The following is a 17,541-nucleotide window of genomic DNA, read 5'->3' as shown; positions in this document are numbered from 1 at the left end:
ACTCGCCCCGACGTCTGGCTGTACCCAGAGCCCGCCGCGATTGGGTAGGGGACCGTCTTCGCCGGTTTCCGACATCCACGTGGGGCACGCCCTACCCGGCCCCTGCCGGTTCGCACCACCGGGCCGGCCGCTCAAGCAAACCGCTGACGGCCGAAGCCCGCTCCTTGGGAAGGACCCTTAGTGAGCGACACCACCGAACTCCGAACGGACGCGGCGGTCGACAGCAAGAAGAGCGCCGACGCCTCCTCGGAGGCCGGCGAAGCCACGACCGCGAGGTCACGCACGGCCTCGCGCGGTACCGGGCTCTCCGCCCAGAAGCTCCCCGAGCTCCAGAAGCTCGCGTCGAGCATGGGCATCACCGGCACGGGGCGCATGCGCAAGAGTGACGTCATCGCCGCCATCGAGGCCAAGCAGGGCGGCCCCGTCGGCGGACCCACGACGGCCAAATCCGCAAAGAAAGCCGACACCGCCCCCAAGGCCGGTAAGGTCGAACCAACTGACGGCCCGGCCGAAGCCCAGTCTCCCGCCCAGTCGGGCACGGACGAGGCACCGCGCAAGAGCGCCGGTGAGCGGTCGTCCGACCAGGCCGTGACCGAGACCCAGGGTGGGAAGGGCGAAAAGCCCTCCCGTAACCGCCGCTCGTCCCGCAGGCGCGGCGACGAGTCCGGTGACCAGACCCGCTCGGTGGACGGCACCGACTCCTCTACCTCCGCGAGCAGCGTGACCAAGACATCCAGCACCCCCCAGAAGAACGGCCCCGACTCCGAGGACCGTGACACCAGGTCCGGGCAGGGTCGCGAGCGCCAGCGCAACCGTCGCAACCGCAACCGCGGCGGCGACGACCAGAACGCGAACAACAACTCCGAACGCCAGCAGACCGGCGGTGGCGGTGGCGGCCAGAACCAGGGCGGCCGCGGCAACAGCGGGAACAACAACGACGACGACGACTTCGGTGGCGGCCGCCGCCGCGGGCGCCGTCGGGACCGCCGGGACCGTCGCGGCGGACGCGGGGGCGGCCAGGAGCCGGAGCCGGTCATCGGTGAGGACGACGTCCTGCTGCCGGTCGCGGGCATCCTGGACATCCTGGACAACTACGCCTTCGTCCGCACCACCGGCTACCTGCCCGGGCAGAGCGACGTGTACGTCTCGCTGGCCCAGGTGCGCAAGCACGGTCTGCGCAAGGGCGACCACATCATCGGTGCGGTCCGCCAGCCCAAGGACGGCGAGCGCCGCGAGAAGTTCAACGCCCTCGTGCGTCTGGACTCGGTCAACGGCATGTCCTCGGACCAGGCCCGTGGCCGTCAGGAGTTCTCCAAGCTGGTTCCGCTCTACCCCCAGGAGCGTCTGCGCCTGGAGACCGAGCCGAACATCCTCACCACGCGCATCATCGACCTCGTCGCGCCCATCGGTAAGGGCCAGCGCGGTCTGATCGTCTCGCCCCCCAAGGCGGGCAAGACGATGGTGATGCAGTCGATCGCCAACGCGATCACCGAGAACAACCCCGAGTGCTACCTGATGGTGATCCTCGTGGACGAACGTCCCGAGGAAGTCACCGACATGCAGCGCACGGTCAAGGGCGAGGTCATCCACTCGACCTTCGACCGCCCGGCCGAGGACCACACGGTCGTCGCCGACCTGGCGATCGAGCGGGCCAAGCGGCTCGTGGAGATGGGCATGGACGTGGTCGTCCTGCTCGACTCCATCACCCGTCTGGGCCGTGCCTACAACCTGGCCGCCCCCGCCAGCGGACGCATCATGTCCGGTGGTGTGGACTCCACCGCCCTCTACCCGCCGAAGCGCTTCTTCGGTGCGGCCCGCAACATCGAGGGCGGCGGCTCGCTGACCATCCTGGCGACCGCGCTGGTCGAGACCGGCTCGCGCGCCGACGAGGTGATCTTCGAGGAGTTCAAGGGCACCGGCAACATGGAGCTCAAGCTCAACCGGTCCCTGGCGGACAAGCGGATCTTCCCGGCCGTGGACGTGGACGCCTCCAGCACCCGTAAGGAGGAGATCCTGATGTCGCCGGAGGAGCTGAACGTCGTCTGGAAGCTCCGCCGGGTGCTGCACGCCCTGGACACGCAGCAGGCGATCGAGCTGCTCCTGGACAAGATGAAGGAGTCCAAGAGCAACGCCGAGTTCCTCATGCAGATCCAGAAGACCACGGTGGGCCCCGAGCGTTCGTAGACCGCTCCGGAGCCCGTCTCACGAGGGCCCCCTTCCCGGTTCGGGGAGGGGGCCCTCCGTGTGTCCGGGGTGGCGCGGAGGCGGCGTGTTCCGGAGTGCGGAAGCCGATGATCACTTATGTGTCTCGGATCACACAAGGGGGCTGGTGGGTGGTCGCCCGCGAACGTAGGGTCACGCGGGCCAGAGTGCACACCCCCTACCAGGGAGCCGCCTGGATGGACAACCTCGCCCTGCTCAGCCTTCTCGCGCTCACCCCGATCCTGGTCGTCGGAGTCCTGCTCGTCGGATTCCGCCTCCCCGCCATGTACGCGATGCCCGCCGGGTACGTGGTCGTGGTCTCGATCGCCGTCCTCGTCTGGGGGACCGACCCGACGACCGTCGTCGCCTCCACCCTCCAGGGCCTGATCCTCGCCGCGGGCCTGCTCTACATCATCTTCGGCGCGCTGCTCCTGCTCTCCACGCTCACCAGGAGCGGGGCGGTCGCCACCATCCGACGGACGTTCACCGACATCAGCCCGGACCGGCGGATCCAGGCCATCATCATCGGCTGGCTGTTCGGCAGCTTCATCGAGGGCGCCTCCGGCTTCGGCACCCCCGCCGCCGTCGTCGCGCCCCTCATGCTCGCCCTCGGCTTCCCCGCCATGGCCGCCGTCATGGTCGGCATGGTCATCCAGAGCACCTCGGTCAGCTTCGGGGCCGTCGGCACCCCGATCCTCGTCGGCGTCGGAGGCGGCCTGGACGGCGGGGGAGGGGTGGCGGCGCGCGCCTCCGAACTCGGCCTGAGCTTCCCCGAGTACGTGACCGAGATCGGCTTCCAGACCGTCCTGCTGCACTCGATCACCGGGACTCTCGTCCCCCTGCTGATCTGTTGCATGCTCTGCGGCTTCTACGGTGGCCGGCGGCGCTTCTCCGACGGTCTCGAAGTGTGGCGGTTCGCCCTCTTCAGCGGGCTGGCCCTGACCGTCCCCTCGCTCCTGTACAACTACTTCCTCGGCGTCGAGTTCACCAGTCTCCTCGGCGGGCTCACCGGCCTGGTCATCGTCGTCCTCGCCGCCCGACGCGGCTTCCTCATGCCGAAGCGGGTCTGGGACTTCCCGCCCCGGGAGGACTGGCTGGCCCGCTGGACCGGCCGGATCGAGTCCGGCGGTGCGGACGAGGCGGTCGACACCGGCCGCCGCGTCGGCTTCCTCAACGCCTGGGCCCCCTACCTCCTGGTCGCCGCCCTGCTCGTGGCCACCCGCACCATCGAGCCGGTCAAGGACTGGCTGTCCGGCGTCACCGTGGGCGCCACCGACATCCTCGGCACCTCGATCGGGGACTCCGTGGCCCCGCTCTACTCACCCGGGGCCACGTTCATCCTGATCTGCCTCGTCACCTACGGGCTGCACCGCATGCGGCCCCGGGAGATCCTCGACTCCTGGCGGATGGCCGGATCCCAGCTGGCCGGAGCCGCCGTGGCCCTGCTCTTCGCCGTCCCGCTGGTCCGGGTCTTCATCAACACCGGCACGGGGTTCGGCACGACCGACCTGGAGAGCATGCCCCTCACCCTGGCCACCGGAGCCGCCGAACTCGGGGGGCACCAGTGGCCGCTGCTGGCCCCCTGGATCGGAGCCCTGGGTGCCTTCGTGGCCGGGTCCAACACCGTCTCCAACCTGATGTTCTCCCTGTTCCAGCACTCCACCGCCGAACGCATCGGGGTCCCGCCCGAGAACGTCGTCGCCGCCCAGGCGGCCGGTGGCGCGGCGGGCAACATGATCACGGTGCACAACGTGGTGGCCGCCTCCGCCGTGGTCGGCCTCGCCGGGCGGGAGGGCGACATCCTCCGCCAGACGGTGTTCCCGCTGACCTACTACCTGCTCATGGCCGGGTCGCTCGCGTACCTGTTCATCCACGGGCCGGGCGCCAACGCGGGGTTCCTCATGCTCTGCCTCACCCTCGCGGCCACCGCCGGCACCCTGCTGTGGCTGTGGCGCCACGACCGCCGCGCGTCCGCGTCGGTCCGGACACCGGCCCCGGGAGCGTCGGAAGGGGGGCGGGAATAGGTACTGGTCCCGGCACGGTTGATGGTCTGGCAAACTGGTATCAGGGAACGACCGTCCTCCCGAGGGGGAGTGCACGCCGCCCTCTTACCCTGGATCGCCGCGGCACCGGTTCGCGCATGGTCAACGAACACCGCCCCACCTCCGACGGTGGTGCGGTCGTCATGCGTCCGGCGGTCGCGCACTAGCAAGGAGACACACATGCAGGCCGACATCCACCCCGAGTACGTCCCGACCGAGGTGACCTGCACCTGCGGGGCCAAGTTCGTGACGCGCAGCACGGTTTCCGAGGGCAAGATCCGCGCCGACGTGTGCTCCGCGTGCCACCCCTTCTACACCGGCAAGCAGAAGATCCTCGACACCGGCGGCCGTGTCGCCCGCTTCGAGAAGCGCTTCGGCAAGCGCAAGTAGCGCTGCCCGTCGCCCGGTGGCGCCGCTCCTCCCCGGAGAGGGCGGCACCACCGGGCATCCAGGCGGTCCCCCGCACGGGGGAGACGGACAGGGCGAGCGACAGACGGGAACGTGGGAAAGTGAAGCTGGACGACCTCCTTGGGGAGTACTACGAGCTGGAACAGCAGCTCGCCGACCCCGAGGTGCACGCCAACCAGGCGAAGGCGCGCACGCTGGGCAAGCGCTACTCACAGCTCACCCCGATCATCGAGGCCTACCGTCAGCTCAAGGAGGTCGAGAACGACATCGACGCCGCCCGTGAGCTGGCCGCCGAGGACTCCTCCTTCGCGGAGGAGGCCGACCGCCTGACCGAGGAGGCCGAGCGCCTCACCGAGCGCCTGCGCGTCCTCCTCGTCCCGCGCGACCCCGCCGACGACAAGAACCTCATCATGGAGGTCAAGGCCGGCGAGGGCGGCGAGGAGTCCGCCCTGTTCGCGGGCGACCTCGTCCGTATGTACCTGCGCTACGCCGAGCGGCAGGGGTGGAAGACCGAGGTCATCGACGCCACCCACTCCGACCTGGGCGGCTACAAGGACATCACGATCGCCTTCAAGAACAGGGGCACCCCCGAGCCCGGCACCGGCGTGTGGCCCATGCTCAAGTTCGAGGGCGGCGTCCACCGGGTCCAGCGCGTCCCGGTCACCGAGTCCCAGGGGCGCATCCACACCTCCGCCGCGGGCGTCCTCGTCGTCCCCGAGGCCGAGGAGATCGAGATCGTCATCAACGACAACGATCTGCGCATCGACGTCTACCGTTCCTCCGGCCCCGGCGGACAGAGCGTCAACACCACCGACTCCGCCGTCCGGATCACCCACCTGCCGACCGGCATCGTGGCCTCCTGCCAGAACGAGAAGAGCCAGCTCCAGAACAAGGAGCAGGCCATGCGCATCCTGCGCGCCCGCATCTTCGCCGAGGCCCAGGCCAGCGCGGACGCCGAGGCCTCCGCCGAGCGCAAGAGCCAGGTCCGCACCGTGGACCGCTCCGAGCGCGTGCGCACCTACAATTTCCCGGAGAACCGTATCTCCGACCATCGCGTCGGCTACAAGGCCTACAACCTCGACCAGGTCCTCGACGGGGAGCTGGACGGGGTCGTCAAGGCCCTGGTGGACGCGGACACCAAGGAGAGGCTCGAAGCCGCCCAGTCATGAACTTCCTGCTCGACGAGGTCGCCCGCGCCACACTGAGGCTCGCTGAGGCGGGCGTGGCCTCACCCCGTACGGACGCCGAGGAACTCGCGGCGTTCGTGCACGGTGTCCGTCGAGGGGAACTCCACGCTGTCGCCGACGCCGACTTCGACGCGCGCTACTGGGAGTGCGTCTCCCGCCGCGAGGCGCGCGAACCCCTCCAGCACATCACCGGCCGCGCCTACTTCCGGTACCTCGAACTCCAGGTGGGGCCGGGGGTCTTCGTGCCCCGGCCGGAGACCGAGATCATGGTGGACTGGGCGATCGAGACCCTGCGCTCCATGGACGTCGCCGACCCCCTCGTCGTGGACCTGGGTTCCGGCTCCGGCGCCATCGCGATCTCCATCGCCCAGGAGGTCCCCCGCTCCCGAGTGCACACCGTGGAGATCGACCCCGGCGCCCTGACCTGGACCCGGCGCAACATCGAGGCCACCGGGCACGCCGACCGCGTCACCTCCCACGAGGGCGACATGCGCACCGCCCTGCCCGAGCTCAACGGCCGCGTCGACCTCCTCATCAGCAACCCGCCCTACGTCCCCACCAGCGAGGCGGGCCTGATCCCGCCCGAGGTGCGCGACTACGACCCGGCGCCCGCCCTCTGGTCCGGCGAGGACGGGCTGGACATGATCCGCGACCTGGAGGGGGTCGGCCGCAGACTCCTCCGTCCCGGCGGCGCCATGGCGGTCGAACACCACGACGGCCAGGGCATCGACATCCCCCGGCTGTTCCCCGAGGACCGCGGTTGGCGCGACGTCCTCAACCGCAAGGACATGGCCCGGCGTGACCGCTTCGTGGTCATGCGCCGTGCCGACGACGACGGTTAGCGGCACCGTGTCCGCAGAGCCACACCCCCCATCCCCACCGCAGGACCGGCAACCAGGCCCGGTCGACCGAGATTGAGGTGACGCAGGTGAGCCGCATCTACGACTGCGCGGACGAGACCGCCCGCAAGGACGGCATCGCCGACGCCGCGTCCGCGGTACGCCGAGGCGAACTCGTGGTGCTGCCCACGGACACCGTGTACGGCATCGGTACCGACGCCTTCAGCCCGAAGGCGGTGGCCGGACTCCTGGAGGCCAAGGGCCGTGGGCGGGACATGCCGCCGCCGGTCCTCGTGGGCTCCATGCGTGCCGCCTCCGCGCTCATCGAGGACCTGGGCAACCACGGCCGGGACCTCATGGAGGAGTTCTGGCCCGGCCCGCTCACCCTGGTGTGCACCGCCACCCCGAGCCTCTCCTGGGACCTGGGCGACACCAAGGGCACCGTGGCCGTGCGGATGCCGATGGACCCGGTGGCGCTGGAACTGCTCAAGGAGACAGGTCCGATGGCGGTGAGCAGCGCCAACAAGTCCGGTCAGGCCGCCGCGACCACGGCGGAGGAGGCGATCGAGCAGCTCGGTGACGACGTCGCCGTGTACCTGGACGGCGGCGAGGCCGAGAGCCCGGTGGCGTCCACGATCGTCGACCTCACGTACGCCGTCCCGCGCGTGCTGCGCTCCGGCGCGATCTCCATCGAGCAGCTGCGCTCGGTGTGCGGCACCGTCATCGGGGAGCTGCGCAAGGGCCGCACCAAGCCGAAGAAGGCGGAGGAGGGCGCACCCGGCACTGAGGAGGCCGCGGGGGAGCCCGAGTCACCGGAGGCGCCCGAGCCCGGGCCCGCCGAGCCAGAGACCCCCGGGTCCAGGGACACCGACCGCTCCGAGAGCTAGAGGGATCAGGCAGTGCGGGAGTACGCGCTCACCTTCGTCATCGCGGCCGCGGTGACCTACCTGCTGGTCCCGCTGGTACGCCGACTGGCCATCGCCTTCGGCGCCGCGCCCCCCGTGCGCGACCGCGACGTGCACACCGAGCCCATCCCACGGCTGGGCGGGCTGGCGATCTACGGCGGGTTCGCGGCGGCGCTGCTGATCTCCGCGCAGCTGCCGCACCTCCAGAACGTCTTCGTCGCCAAGACGTGGATCGGCCTGCTGCTGGCGGGCGGGCTCATCACGGTCATCGGCGTCATCGACGACCGGTGGGGGATGGACGCCCTGAGCAAGCTGGCCGGTCAGGTCGCGGCGGCGGGCATCCTCGTGTGGCAGGGCGTCCAGCTGCTGTGGCTGCCGCTGCCCGGAACCCAGCTGTCGCTGGGGCCCTGGCTGGGGGCGATGATCTCCATCCTGCTCATCGTGGTGACCATCAACGCGGTCAACTTCGCGGACGGCCTGGACGGCCTCGCCGCGGGCATCGTCGGAATCTCGTCCCTGGCGTTCTTCGCTTACTACTACGTGGTCGCGGTGGAGCAGGGTTTCGTCCGCCAGTCCTATCCGGCGATGATCGCGATCATCCTGGCCGGGACCTGCGTGGGCTTCCTCTTCCACAACTTCCATCCGGCCCGCGTGTTCATGGGCGACACCGGCTCGATGCTGCTCGGCCTGCTGCTGACCTCCATCACCATCACGGTCACCGGCCAGTTCGACGCCAACACCGCCCGGGAGGAGTTCAACTCCTCCGGTCTGGTCGTCTTCCTGCCGATCGCGCTGCCACTGCTGGTGATCGCGCTCCCCCTGGCCGACCTGGTCCTGGCGGTCCTGCGCAGGACGCTGGCGGGAAAGTCCCCCTTCGCGCCCGACCGGGGCCACCTCCACCACCGGCTCCTCGACATGGGGCACACCCACACGCGCGCGGTGCTGCTCATGTACCTGTGGGCGGGGATCGTCGCCTTCGCGGCCGTCTCGCTGTCCATCTTCGACTCCGCGTTCATCGTCCTCACGGTCACCGTGCTGGTGGCCACGTGTGCGGTCGGTCTCATCGCGCTGCCGCGTCTGCGCCGTCGGGGACTCCTGCCCTGGGACCGGGGGAACAGGGCCCCGAGGAGCGCGGATCACCATCGGTCAACCGATGGATAAACGTGGCGTCACGTTCGGGACGGAGGTCCCGCAGTGCGTTCGGAATGTGCGCTGGTGTGAAGCTCGCGGCAAGTGTGGGCAAGGTGACACAAGGGCCGAAGTGGCCGTGGAACGGTGCTTTCGCGAGGCGTTAAGACCGCGTTAAGGGCACCCTGGATTTGGCACCAAAAACCTTGTGATAGCTTTCACGAGCAGGTACTCACTGAACCCCACGGAGCTTCGTCATGCAGGAACACGACGCCCGGATTCTCCGCGGCGCCGCGCTTCCGAGCGCCGCGTGCGGGGTCCTGGCCATCGCGGTCTCGGCCCTTCTCGCCGGAGCGGCCGGAGCTCTCAGTTCGGCCTTGGCGGTGGGCATCATCCTCGCCTGTTTCGGCCTGGGGCAGTGGGCGGTCATGATGGTCACCCGGAGGAACAAGGACCTGTTCCTCGCCGCGAACCTGCTCGGTTTCGTCGTCAAGATGGCGCTGCTGGGCATTCTGCTGGTGACCCTGGGCCGGAGCCCCCTCGTCACGGATCTCAGTAGCAACGCCTTCGTCTACAGCGCGCTGGCCGTCGTACTGGCCTGGCTGGGTGGGCAGACCTGGGCCACTTCCCGGGCGAAGATCCTTCACGTGGACCCGAGCGAGAGCTCGGAGAACACGTGATGGGGTGCCCCGCCGCGACCCGTGGGAACGGGCGTACTACCCTGATCCACGGCGGGCGGACGGCCACGGTCCAGTCAAGCCCCACATGCTATATTCCGGAGCGAGATGAGCAGCGAACCAGCCAGGAAGAAGGACTCCAGCGCGCCCCCGGCGCCACGCGAGGCCGACGGCTGGGCGCTCTTCTCCACTCTGCTCGCGGGTGTGCTCGTGTGGAGCGCGATCGGCTGGGGCGCGGACAGGCTCCTGGGATTCCAGGCCCTCTTCCTGCCCATCGGGGCCGTTCTGGGCATGATCGGCGCGATCTATCTGATCGTCGCCAGGACACGCCACCTCTGAGCTCCCCGCAGTTCCGCGTCGCCCATCTCGCGACGACGCTAGCAGTCACAACCATCAACGAGGCTTTCTTGCGTCACGACGAAAGGATTCGCCGTGAGTGCTGACGTGCGCATTCTCGCGGCCGACCCGGGTTGCCATCTCGGCGACAGCGGTTGCGCGTTCGAGGCTCCCACCATCAAGATGTTCTTCCCGGAGCCGTGGATCGCCAACATCCCCGGCAGCGCGGGCATCGACCTGTACCTGGTTCTGTTGCTCGTCGCGGTCGGTGCGGTCCTGCTTCTGTGGTCGTGGTTCAGCAGGAAGCTGAGCCTCGTCCCCGGCCGCAGGCAGAGTGTCGGCGAAATGCTCATCCTGTTCATCCGGGACAACATCACCCGGCCGACCATGGGTGAGAAGGGTGACAAGTTCATCCCGTTCATGACGGGCATCTTCACCCTCATCCTGGCCATGAACTTCACCGGGCTCATCCCCGGCATGCTTCCGGTCAACAGCAACCTCGCCTTCACGGTGATGTTCGCCCTCACCATCTACGTGATGACGATCGTGATCGGCATCAAGCACCAGGGCGGCTGGGGCTACTTCCGGAACCAGATCTTCCCCCCGGGCATGCCCAAGTGGATCTACGTCCTGGTCACCCCGATCGAGATCCTCTCGGTCTTCCTCATCCGCCCGGTGACGCACGCCCTGCGTCTGTTCGCGACCATGTTCGCGGGCAGCCTGCTGCTGGCCGTGTTCGCCTACGGCGGCTGGTACATGCTGAACCTGACGGCCGAGCCGATGCTCGCCGCGGTCTCCGTGCTCTACTCCGGAGCCGCGCTGATCGGCTACGTCGCGTTCTTCGTCTTCGAGATCGCGATCATGCTGATCCAGGCCTTCGTGTTCACGCTGCTCGCGAGCCTGTACCTCAACCAGTCGCTCGAAGCGGCGCACTAAAAGACCCCCTCCACGTTCCCCCGATCCCGTGATCGGACCAGGGCGCGGAGAGTTTCAGACCCGTCCACACCGGCGAACTGACCAATCGCAGAACGCGACGCCGGACGTCGAGTAAAGGGAAACACCATGGACATCGCCGCGATCTCCGGCAACATCAACACCATCGGTTACGGCATCAGCGTCATCGGCGCCGGTATCGGTGTCGGTATCGTCTTCGGTCTCGGTATGCAGGCCATCGCCCGCCAGCCCGAGGCCCGCGGCCCGCTCCAGACCAACATCTACCTCGGCTTCGCCCTCATCGAGGCCCTGGCCATCCTGGGCTTCGTCCTCGCCTTCGCGGCTCCGTAATCCGGATTCGTCAACCGTTTCCTGATGGCAACTGACGCGAAGGAGGGCTGACCATGCTGTTGGAGTTGGCAGCCGAACCAAACATTCTGCGGATCGACTGGGTGAAGTTCACCTTCGGCGCGATCGCGCTCGCCGTGGTCTACTTCTTTGTGGTCCGCAAGTCGGTCCCGAAGGTGATGAAGGTCCTCGACGAGCGTCACGACGCCATCGAGGGCGGCATCGAGCGGGCCAAGAGGGCCGAGGCCGAGGCCGAGGAGATCCGCCAGCAGTACCGCGAGAAGCTCGAGGAGTCCCACCGCGAGTACGCGCAGGAGCTCGAGAAGGCCAAGGAGCAGCGTGCGGCGATCATCGCCGAGGCTCGCGAGGAGGCCCAGGCCGAGGCCCAGCGCATCATCGAGTCCGCCAAGGCGCAGATCGAGGCGGACCGGCAGCAGGCCTTCGTCCAGCTCCGCGGCGAGATCGGCGCCCTGTCCACCGAGCTCGCGAGCCGCATCGTCGGCGAGACGCTCAGTGACGACGCCGCTCAGACCCGTGTGGTGGACCGGTTCCTGGAGGAGCTGGACCAGGACGAGAGCGCGAAGCAAGCCGGGGTGCGCTGATGCGTGGTATCAGCCGTAGCTCCCTGGCTGAGGCGATCCGGCGCCTGGACGAGAACGTCCTGGCGTCGGCCAGCGCCGAGCAGGCGGTCTCGCTGGGTGGCGAGCTCTTCGAGGTCGTCGCCCTGATCAGCGGCGAGCACTCGCTCCGCCGCTGGCTGGCGGACCCGGCCAACGACCCCGAGAAGAAGACCGCTCTCATCGGTCAGATCCTCGAGGGCAAGGTCTCGCCGTCCACGGTCCTCGTGGTCAGCGACGTGGTCTCGCAGCCCTGGTCCACCGGGCGCGACATGCTGGACGCCCTGGAGCGGACGGCGGTCTACGCGACCGTCGCCTCCGTCGACGGCACCCGGCTGGACGAGCTGGAGGACGAGCTGTTCCGCTTCCAGCGGATCGTCGTCGCCCAGCCCGAGCTGCGTTCGGCGCTCACCCGTGAGGGCGTGGCCGACGCTCACCTGCGCTCGCTGGTCGAGAACCTGCTCTCGGGCAAGGTGAGCACCGCGACGCTGGCTCTGGTCAGCCAGGCGGTCACCCACCCCCGGGGACGTACGCTGGAGCAGGCGCTCGACAACTTCGGACAACTGGTGGCCGAGCGCGCGAAGCGCTTCATCGCCGTCGTCCGTACCGCCCACGCGCTGAACGAGACCCAGCAGACGCGCCTGCGCACCCTGCTGAGCCGCAAGTACGGCCGCGAGATCCACCTGAACATCGAGGTCGCCCCGGAAATCCTGGGTGGACTCTCCATCCAGGTGGGCGACGAGGTCATCGACGGCACGATCGCCGGGCGCATCGCTGAGGTCCAGCGCCGCCTGGCCGGCTGACGCGAAGACAAGCAAGCACGCACGGCGCCGGCCCGGCGCCATTTGAGAGCAAGGACAACGTAGAGATGGCGGAGCTGACGATCCGGCCGGATGAGATCCGGGACGCGCTACAGCGCTTCGTCCAGTCGTACGAGCCTGACGCCACCCGCGCTGAAGAGGTCGGTACCGTCACCTACTCCGGTGACGGCATCGCCCGCGTCGGTGGCCTTCCCTCGGCGATGGCGAACGAGCTGCTGCAGTTCGAGGACGGCACCCTGGGCATGGCCCAGAACCTTGAGATCGGTGAGATCGGTGTCGTGGTGCTGGGTGACTTCACCGGCATCGAGGAGGGGCAGAAGGTGCGTCGCACCGGCAAGCTCCTCTCGGTCCCGGTGGGCGACAACTTCCTCGGCCGTGTGGTGGACCCCCTGGGTAACCCCATCGACGGCAAGGGCGAGATCGAGACGACCGAGACCCGCGAGCTCGAACTCCAGGCCGCGACGGTCATGGAGCGCCAGCCCGTGGGCGAGCCGCTCCAGACCGGCATCAAGTCGATCGACACGATGACCCCGGTCGGCCGTGGCCAGCGCCAGCTGGTCATCGGTGACCGGCAGACCGGCAAGACCGCGATCGGTATCGACGCGATCATCAACCAGAAGGCGAACTGGGAGACCGGCGACCCCACGAAGCAGGTGCGCTGCATCTACGTCGCGGTGGGTCAGAAGGGCTCGACCATCGCCAGCGTGCGCGGTGCCCTCGAAGAGGCCGGCGCCATGGAGTACACCACCATCGTGGCCTCCCCGGCGTCCGACCCGGCCGGCTTCAAGTACCTCTCCCCGTACACCGGTTCGGCCCTGGGCCAGCACTGGATGTACGAGGGCAAGCACGTCCTCGTCGTCTTCGACGACCTGACCAAGCAGGCCGAGGCCTACCGTGCGGTCTCCCTCCTGCTGCGCCGCCCGCCGGGGCGTGAGGCCTACCCGGGTGACGTCTTCTACCTCCACTCCCGTCTCCTGGAGCGCTGCGCCAAGCTCTCCGACGAGCTGGGCGCGGGCTCGATGACGGCCCTGCCGATCATCGAGACCAAGGCGGGCGACGTCTCGGCGTACATCCCCACCAACGTCATCTCGATCACCGACGGTCAGGTCTTCCTGAACTCGGACCTGTTCAACCAGGGCCAGCGTCCGGCGATCGACGTCGGTGTGTCCGTCTCCCGAGTCGGTGGCGCCGCCCAGACCAAGGCCACCAAGAAGGTCTCCGGTACGCTGCGTCTGAGCCTGGCCCAGTACCGCGAGCTGGAGGCGTTCTCCGCCTTCGGTTCGGACCTGGACGCCGTCTCCAAGCAGCAGCTGGAGCGCGGTGCCCGGATGATGGAGCTGCTCAAGCAGGGGCAGTACTCGCCCTTCTCCATGGAGAAGACGGTCGTCTCGATCTGGATGGGCAACACCGGCCTGATCGACGAGGTCCCGGTCGAGGACGTCCGTCGCTTCGAGGAGGACTTCCTGTCCTACCTGGACCGTGAGCACAAGGCCGTCCTGGACACCATCCGGGACACCGGCAAGTTCGAGGACGACAGCCAGAAGACGCTCCAGGCCGCCATCGAGAAGTTCAAGGTGGGCTTCCAGACCTCCGCCGGTACCCTGCTGGGCACCGAGGCCGAGGCCGAGGCGCTCGCTGAGGAGAAGGTCGGCCAGGAGACCATCAAGGTCGCCAAGGGCGGGAAGTAACCCATGGGTGCACAGCTTCGCGTCTATCGCCGGAGGATCCGTGCGACGAAGGCGACGGCGAAGATCACCCGTGCGATGGAGCTGATCGCCGCCACGCGCATCACCAAGGCGCAGCGCGCGGCCGAGGCTGCCGGACCCTACGCACGGGAGATCACGCGGGCGGTGTCTGCCCTGGCCAGCCGGGTGACCGATCACCCGCTGCTGACCGAGGCCGAGAACCCCACCCGTGCGGCCGTCCTGGTCGTCACCAGTGACAAGGGTTTGGCCGGCGCCTTCTCGACCAACGTCATCAAGGAGGCCGAGGCCCTCACCCAGCTCCTGCGTGAGCAGGGCAAGGAGGTCCTCACCTACATGGTGGGCCGCAAGGGTGCCGCCTTCTACAAGTTCCGCGACCGTCCGGTCGAGGAGTCCTGGGAAGGCATCACCGAGCGTCCGACCTACGCGCACGCCCAGGAGATCGGCTCCACTCTCATGGAGAGGTTCTCCCAGGACACCGCCGAGGGCGGTGTCGACGAGATCCACGTGGTCTCCACGGAGTTCGTGTCGATGCTGACCCAGCGGGCGGGTGCGGTCCGCGCCCTTCCGCTGGAGGTGGAGGAGGTCGACGCCGAGGAGCTCGAGGAGAGCGTCGGCGGCGAGGCGTTGCCGCTGTACGAGTTCGAGCCCTCCGCAGAGGAGGTCCTGGACCAGCTGCTTCCGCAGTACGTGGTCAACCGGATCTACGCGTCCCTCCTGGAGTCGGCAGCCTCCCAGCAGGCGTCCCGTCGGGCGGCCATGAAGGCCGCGACCGACAACGCGGAAGAACTCGTCAAGAACCTGACCAGTCTGGCCAACCAGGCTCGTCAGGCCGAGATCACCAATGAGATCAGTGAGATTGTCGGCGGTGCCGATGCGCTCTCTGGGTCCAGCGCGGGAAGTGAGTAACAGAAGTGACTGCGACAGTTGAAGGTACGGCCGGCGCTGGCACCGCCACCGGCCGCATCGCCCGGGTCACCGGCCCGGTCGTCGACGTGGAGTTCCCCGTCGGCTCCCTACCCGGCATCTACAACGCCCTGCACACCGACGTGAGCATCGGTGGCACGGAGAAGGTCGTGACCCTGGAGGTCGCCCAGCACCTGGGTGACAACCTGGTCCGCGCCATCTCCCTCGCCCCGCAGGACGGCATGGTCCGTGGCGCCGAGGTCCGCGACACCGGCGCGCCCATCAGCGTGCCCGTCGGCGACGTCGTCAAGGGCCACGTGTTCAACACCCTGGGCGAGTCCATGGACGTGCCCACGGCCGAGCTCGGCGTGACCGAGCGCTGGCCGATCCACCGCAAGGCCCCGGCCTTCGACCAGCTCGAGTCCAAGACCGAGATGATGGTCACGGGCATCAAGGTGATCGACCTCCTCACCCCGTACGTGCGCGGTGGGAAGATCGGCCTCTTCGGTGGCGCGGGTGTGGGCAAGACGGTGCTCATCCAGGAGATGATCACCCGTATCGCCCGCAACTTCGGTGGTGTGTCCGTGTTCGCCGGTGTCGGTGAGCGCACCCGTGAGGGTACGGACCTCTTCCTGGAGATGGACGAGATGGGCGTCCTCCCGGACACCGCGCTCGTCTTCGGCCAGATGGACGAGCCCCCGGGCACCCGTCTGCGCGTGGCGCTCTCGGCTCTGACGATGGCGGAGTACTTCCGTGACGTCCAGGGTCAGGACGTGCTGCTCTTCATCGACAACATCTTCCGTTTCACCCAGGCCGGTATGGAGGTCTCCACGCTGCTGGGCCGTATGCCCTCGGCCGTGGGTTACCAGCCCAACCTGGCTGACGAGATGGGTCAGCTCCAGGAGCGGATCACCTCGACGCGTGGTCACTCGATCACCTCGATGCAGGCGATCTACGTCCCCGCGGACGACTACACCGACCCGGCGCCGGCGACCACGTTCGCCCACCTGGACGCGACGACCGAGCTCTCCCGCCCGATCTCGCAGAAGGGTATCTACCCGGCGGTCGACCCGCTGGCCTCCACCTCGCGCATCCTGGACCCGCAGTACGTGGGCGAGGAGCACTACCAGGTGGCGCAGCGCGTCAAGGAGATCCTCCAGCGCAACAACGACCTCCAGGACCAGATCGCCATCCTCGGTATGGACGAGCTGTCCGAAGAGGACAAGATCATCGTCAACCGGGCTCGTCGCCTGGAGCGTTTCCTCTCGCAGAACATGTTCGTGGCCGAGAAGTTCACCGGCACCCCGGGTGTGTTCGTCCCGCTGGAGGAGACCATCGCGTCCTTCAAGGGTCTGTGTGACGGCGAGTACGACCACCTTCCCGAGCAGGCCTTCCTCGATGTCGGCAACATCGACATGGTCGTGGAGAAGGCCAAGAAGCTGCAGGAAGGCTAGTACTGCGCGTCAGTGTCCCCCCGCTCTGGGAGCGGAGGGCGACGGGCGGGGCTAGACCCGAGGCGGGGCCGAGTATCCATTCGTACTCGGCCCCGCCGAACCCACCCGCTAGCCGAGGAGTTTGTGGCAGTGTCGAAGAAGCTTTTCGTCGAGATCGTCTCTCCGGACCGCGAGGTCTGGGCGGGCGAGGGCGACATGGTCATCGCGAAGACCGTCGAGGGCGAGATCGGCGTCCAGCCCGGGCACGTCCCGGTGCTGTCGCTTCTGGCCGAGGACGCGGTCGTTCGCGTTCTGGGCGCGCGTGAGACCGGTGAGATCCGAGCCGCCGCGCACGGTGGGTTCGTCTCGGTTTCGGGTGAGGGCCGTATCTCCATCCTCGCCGAGACCGCGGAGCTCTCCGAGGACATCGATGTGGACCGTGCGCGTCAGGCGCTGAAGGACGCGGGCGAGTCGGGTGACAACCTGGCCGCCGCCCGTGCCCGCAGCCGCCTGCGCGCTGCTGGCGAGGAAGTCGCCTAGCGAAGCCGGGAGGCGACGAGACGTGGGAGTGGCACCGCTTCAGGGAACGCCGTGGTTGGAGTCCTTGTGGTGGGTGGTCCTCGCCATCGTCCTGCTCGTCGTGCTGGTGCTCGGCACCGGCTGGATGCGACGGTTCGTGCTGCTGCGCAGCGGCGGGGCCGTCGAGTGTTACCTGCGCGCGCGTGGGGAGAAGGGGCGCCGGGGGTCCTGGCGGATCGGCTTCGGCCGGTACGGATCGGGTGACCTCGGCTGGTTCCCCGTCCTCTCCCTCAGACCGCGGCCGACAGTGCGACTGTCGCGCCGCGGTCTCGTCGTTGTGGGGCGCCGCGCCCCCGGGGGCGGAGACGCTCCCCTGCCCGCCGACGTGACCGTCCTGGAGATCGGCTGGGCCGGCGCGGACGGCAGTGATCCCAGCGAGGCGACCTTCGAGGTCGCGATGGGCGAGAGCGCGCTCACCGGGTTCCTGTCGTGGATCGAGTCGATGCCCCCGGGCACCCAGTGGCAGGCCTGACCCCG

General features: G+C 68.6%; 18 protein-coding genes. All 18 read left to right on the top strand.

What is annotated here, in order from left to right; genetic code table 11:
- The first annotated feature begins 180 nt into the window (after nucleotides 1–180).
- The 18 genes from rho (at nucleotide 181) to ACRWK8_RS02790 (ending at nucleotide 17,536) form a co-directional block, all read left to right on the top strand.
- Complete coding sequence (rho, locus tag ACRWK8_RS02875; protein ID WP_378740626.1) at nucleotides 181–2,184, top strand: transcription termination factor Rho; 2,004 nt, start codon at nucleotides 181–183, stop codon at nucleotides 2,182–2,184.
- A 215-nt stretch (nucleotides 2,185–2,399) separates the two neighbouring features.
- Complete coding sequence (locus tag ACRWK8_RS02870; RefSeq protein ID WP_431868127.1) at nucleotides 2,400–4,226, top strand: L-lactate permease; 1,827 nt, start codon at nucleotides 2,400–2,402, stop codon at nucleotides 4,224–4,226.
- A 198-nt stretch (nucleotides 4,227–4,424) separates the two neighbouring features.
- A complete protein-coding gene (gene rpmE / locus ACRWK8_RS02865) occupies nucleotides 4,425–4,634 on the top strand; it encodes a 50S ribosomal protein L31 (protein ID WP_378740622.1) in 210 nt (69 codons plus the stop codon).
- Nucleotides 4,635–4,753: 119 nt separating this feature from the next.
- Entirely contained in the window at nucleotides 4,754–5,821 is a 1,068-nt protein-coding gene (gene prfA / locus ACRWK8_RS02860) for a peptide chain release factor 1 (RefSeq protein WP_378740620.1), read from the top strand.
- On the top strand, nucleotides 5,818–6,681 hold the full coding sequence (gene prmC, locus ACRWK8_RS02855; protein WP_378740618.1) for a peptide chain release factor N(5)-glutamine methyltransferase: 864 nt from the start codon (nucleotides 5,818–5,820) through the stop codon (nucleotides 6,679–6,681). The genes prfA and prmC overlap by 4 nt, the downstream gene beginning before the upstream one ends.
- 86 nt (nucleotides 6,682–6,767) lie before the next feature.
- Nucleotides 6,768–7,565 carry an L-threonylcarbamoyladenylate synthase gene (locus ACRWK8_RS02850; RefSeq protein WP_431868124.1) on the top strand — a complete coding sequence of 266 codons (798 nt, stop codon included), beginning with the start codon at nucleotides 6,768–6,770 and terminating at the stop codon, nucleotides 7,563–7,565.
- Nucleotides 7,566–7,577: 12 nt separating this feature from the next.
- A complete protein-coding gene (locus ACRWK8_RS02845) occupies nucleotides 7,578–8,744 on the top strand; it encodes an MraY family glycosyltransferase (protein ID WP_378740614.1) in 1,167 nt (388 codons plus the stop codon).
- A gap of 224 nt (nucleotides 8,745–8,968) precedes the next feature.
- Complete coding sequence (locus ACRWK8_RS02840) at nucleotides 8,969–9,391, top strand: hypothetical protein (RefSeq protein WP_378740612.1); 423 nt, start codon at nucleotides 8,969–8,971, stop codon at nucleotides 9,389–9,391.
- Nucleotides 9,392–9,496: 105 nt separating this feature from the next.
- Nucleotides 9,497–9,727 carry an AtpZ/AtpI family protein gene (locus ACRWK8_RS02835; RefSeq protein WP_378740610.1) on the top strand — a complete coding sequence of 77 codons (231 nt, stop codon included), beginning with the start codon at nucleotides 9,497–9,499 and terminating at the stop codon, nucleotides 9,725–9,727.
- Nucleotides 9,728–9,832: 105 nt separating this feature from the next.
- Complete coding sequence (gene atpB / locus ACRWK8_RS02830) at nucleotides 9,833–10,660, top strand: F0F1 ATP synthase subunit A (protein ID WP_378741022.1); 828 nt, start codon at nucleotides 9,833–9,835, stop codon at nucleotides 10,658–10,660.
- A gap of 126 nt (nucleotides 10,661–10,786) precedes the next feature.
- A complete protein-coding gene (atpE, locus tag ACRWK8_RS02825) occupies nucleotides 10,787–11,008 on the top strand; it encodes an ATP synthase F0 subunit C (RefSeq protein ID WP_378740608.1) in 222 nt (73 codons plus the stop codon).
- A 56-nt stretch (nucleotides 11,009–11,064) separates the two neighbouring features.
- A complete protein-coding gene (locus ACRWK8_RS02820) occupies nucleotides 11,065–11,607 on the top strand; it encodes a F0F1 ATP synthase subunit B (protein WP_378741019.1) in 543 nt (180 codons plus the stop codon).
- Nucleotides 11,607–12,425 (top strand): F0F1 ATP synthase subunit delta, encoded by an 819-nt coding sequence (locus ACRWK8_RS02815; protein WP_378740606.1) that lies wholly within the window; start codon nucleotides 11,607–11,609, stop codon nucleotides 12,423–12,425. Before ACRWK8_RS02820 ends, ACRWK8_RS02815 begins: the two co-directional genes overlap by 1 nt.
- Before the next feature lie 65 nt (nucleotides 12,426–12,490).
- A complete protein-coding gene (gene atpA / locus ACRWK8_RS02810) occupies nucleotides 12,491–14,131 on the top strand; it encodes a F0F1 ATP synthase subunit alpha (RefSeq protein WP_378740604.1) in 1,641 nt (546 codons plus the stop codon).
- A gap of 3 nt (nucleotides 14,132–14,134) precedes the next feature.
- Nucleotides 14,135–15,055 (top strand): F0F1 ATP synthase subunit gamma, encoded by a 921-nt coding sequence (locus ACRWK8_RS02805; RefSeq protein WP_378740602.1) that lies wholly within the window; start codon nucleotides 14,135–14,137, stop codon nucleotides 15,053–15,055.
- Between the two features lie 5 nt (nucleotides 15,056–15,060).
- On the top strand, nucleotides 15,061–16,506 hold the full coding sequence (gene atpD, locus ACRWK8_RS02800; RefSeq protein ID WP_017546083.1) for a F0F1 ATP synthase subunit beta: 1,446 nt from the start codon (nucleotides 15,061–15,063) through the stop codon (nucleotides 16,504–16,506).
- 129 nt (nucleotides 16,507–16,635) lie between these two features.
- Nucleotides 16,636–17,025, top strand: a complete 390-nt coding sequence (locus tag ACRWK8_RS02795) for a F0F1 ATP synthase subunit epsilon (RefSeq protein WP_378740600.1) — start codon at nucleotides 16,636–16,638, stop codon at nucleotides 17,023–17,025.
- Between the two features lie 55 nt (nucleotides 17,026–17,080).
- Complete coding sequence (locus tag ACRWK8_RS02790; protein ID WP_378740598.1) at nucleotides 17,081–17,536, top strand: DUF2550 domain-containing protein; 456 nt, start codon at nucleotides 17,081–17,083, stop codon at nucleotides 17,534–17,536.
- Nucleotides 17,537–17,541 lie beyond the last annotated feature (5 nt).

The organism is Nocardiopsis eucommiae (assembly GCF_965344335.1).
GTDB classification, from domain to species: domain Bacteria; phylum Actinomycetota; class Actinomycetes; order Streptosporangiales; family Streptosporangiaceae; genus Nocardiopsis; species Nocardiopsis eucommiae.
This window is presented reverse-complemented; position numbering and strand designations above follow the sequence as displayed.

Coding starts and splice junctions, on each gene's coding strand:
- ACRWK8_RS02870 (WP_431868127.1), top strand. CDS start 2,400: ATGGACAACCTCGCCCTGCTCAGCCTTCTCGCGCTCACCCCGATCCTG.
- rpmE (WP_378740622.1), top strand. CDS start 4,425: ATGCAGGCCGACATCCACCCCGAGTACGTCCCGACCGAGGTGACCTGC.
- prmC (WP_378740618.1), top strand. CDS start 5,818: ATGAACTTCCTGCTCGACGAGGTCGCCCGCGCCACACTGAGGCTCGCT.
- ACRWK8_RS02840 (WP_378740612.1), top strand. CDS start 8,969: ATGCAGGAACACGACGCCCGGATTCTCCGCGGCGCCGCGCTTCCGAGC.
- ACRWK8_RS02835 (WP_378740610.1), top strand. CDS start 9,497: ATGAGCAGCGAACCAGCCAGGAAGAAGGACTCCAGCGCGCCCCCGGCG.
- atpE (WP_378740608.1), top strand. CDS start 10,787: ATGGACATCGCCGCGATCTCCGGCAACATCAACACCATCGGTTACGGC.
- ACRWK8_RS02815 (WP_378740606.1), top strand. CDS start 11,607: ATGCGTGGTATCAGCCGTAGCTCCCTGGCTGAGGCGATCCGGCGCCTG.
- atpA (WP_378740604.1), top strand. CDS start 12,491: ATGGCGGAGCTGACGATCCGGCCGGATGAGATCCGGGACGCGCTACAG.
- ACRWK8_RS02805 (WP_378740602.1), top strand. CDS start 14,135: ATGGGTGCACAGCTTCGCGTCTATCGCCGGAGGATCCGTGCGACGAAG.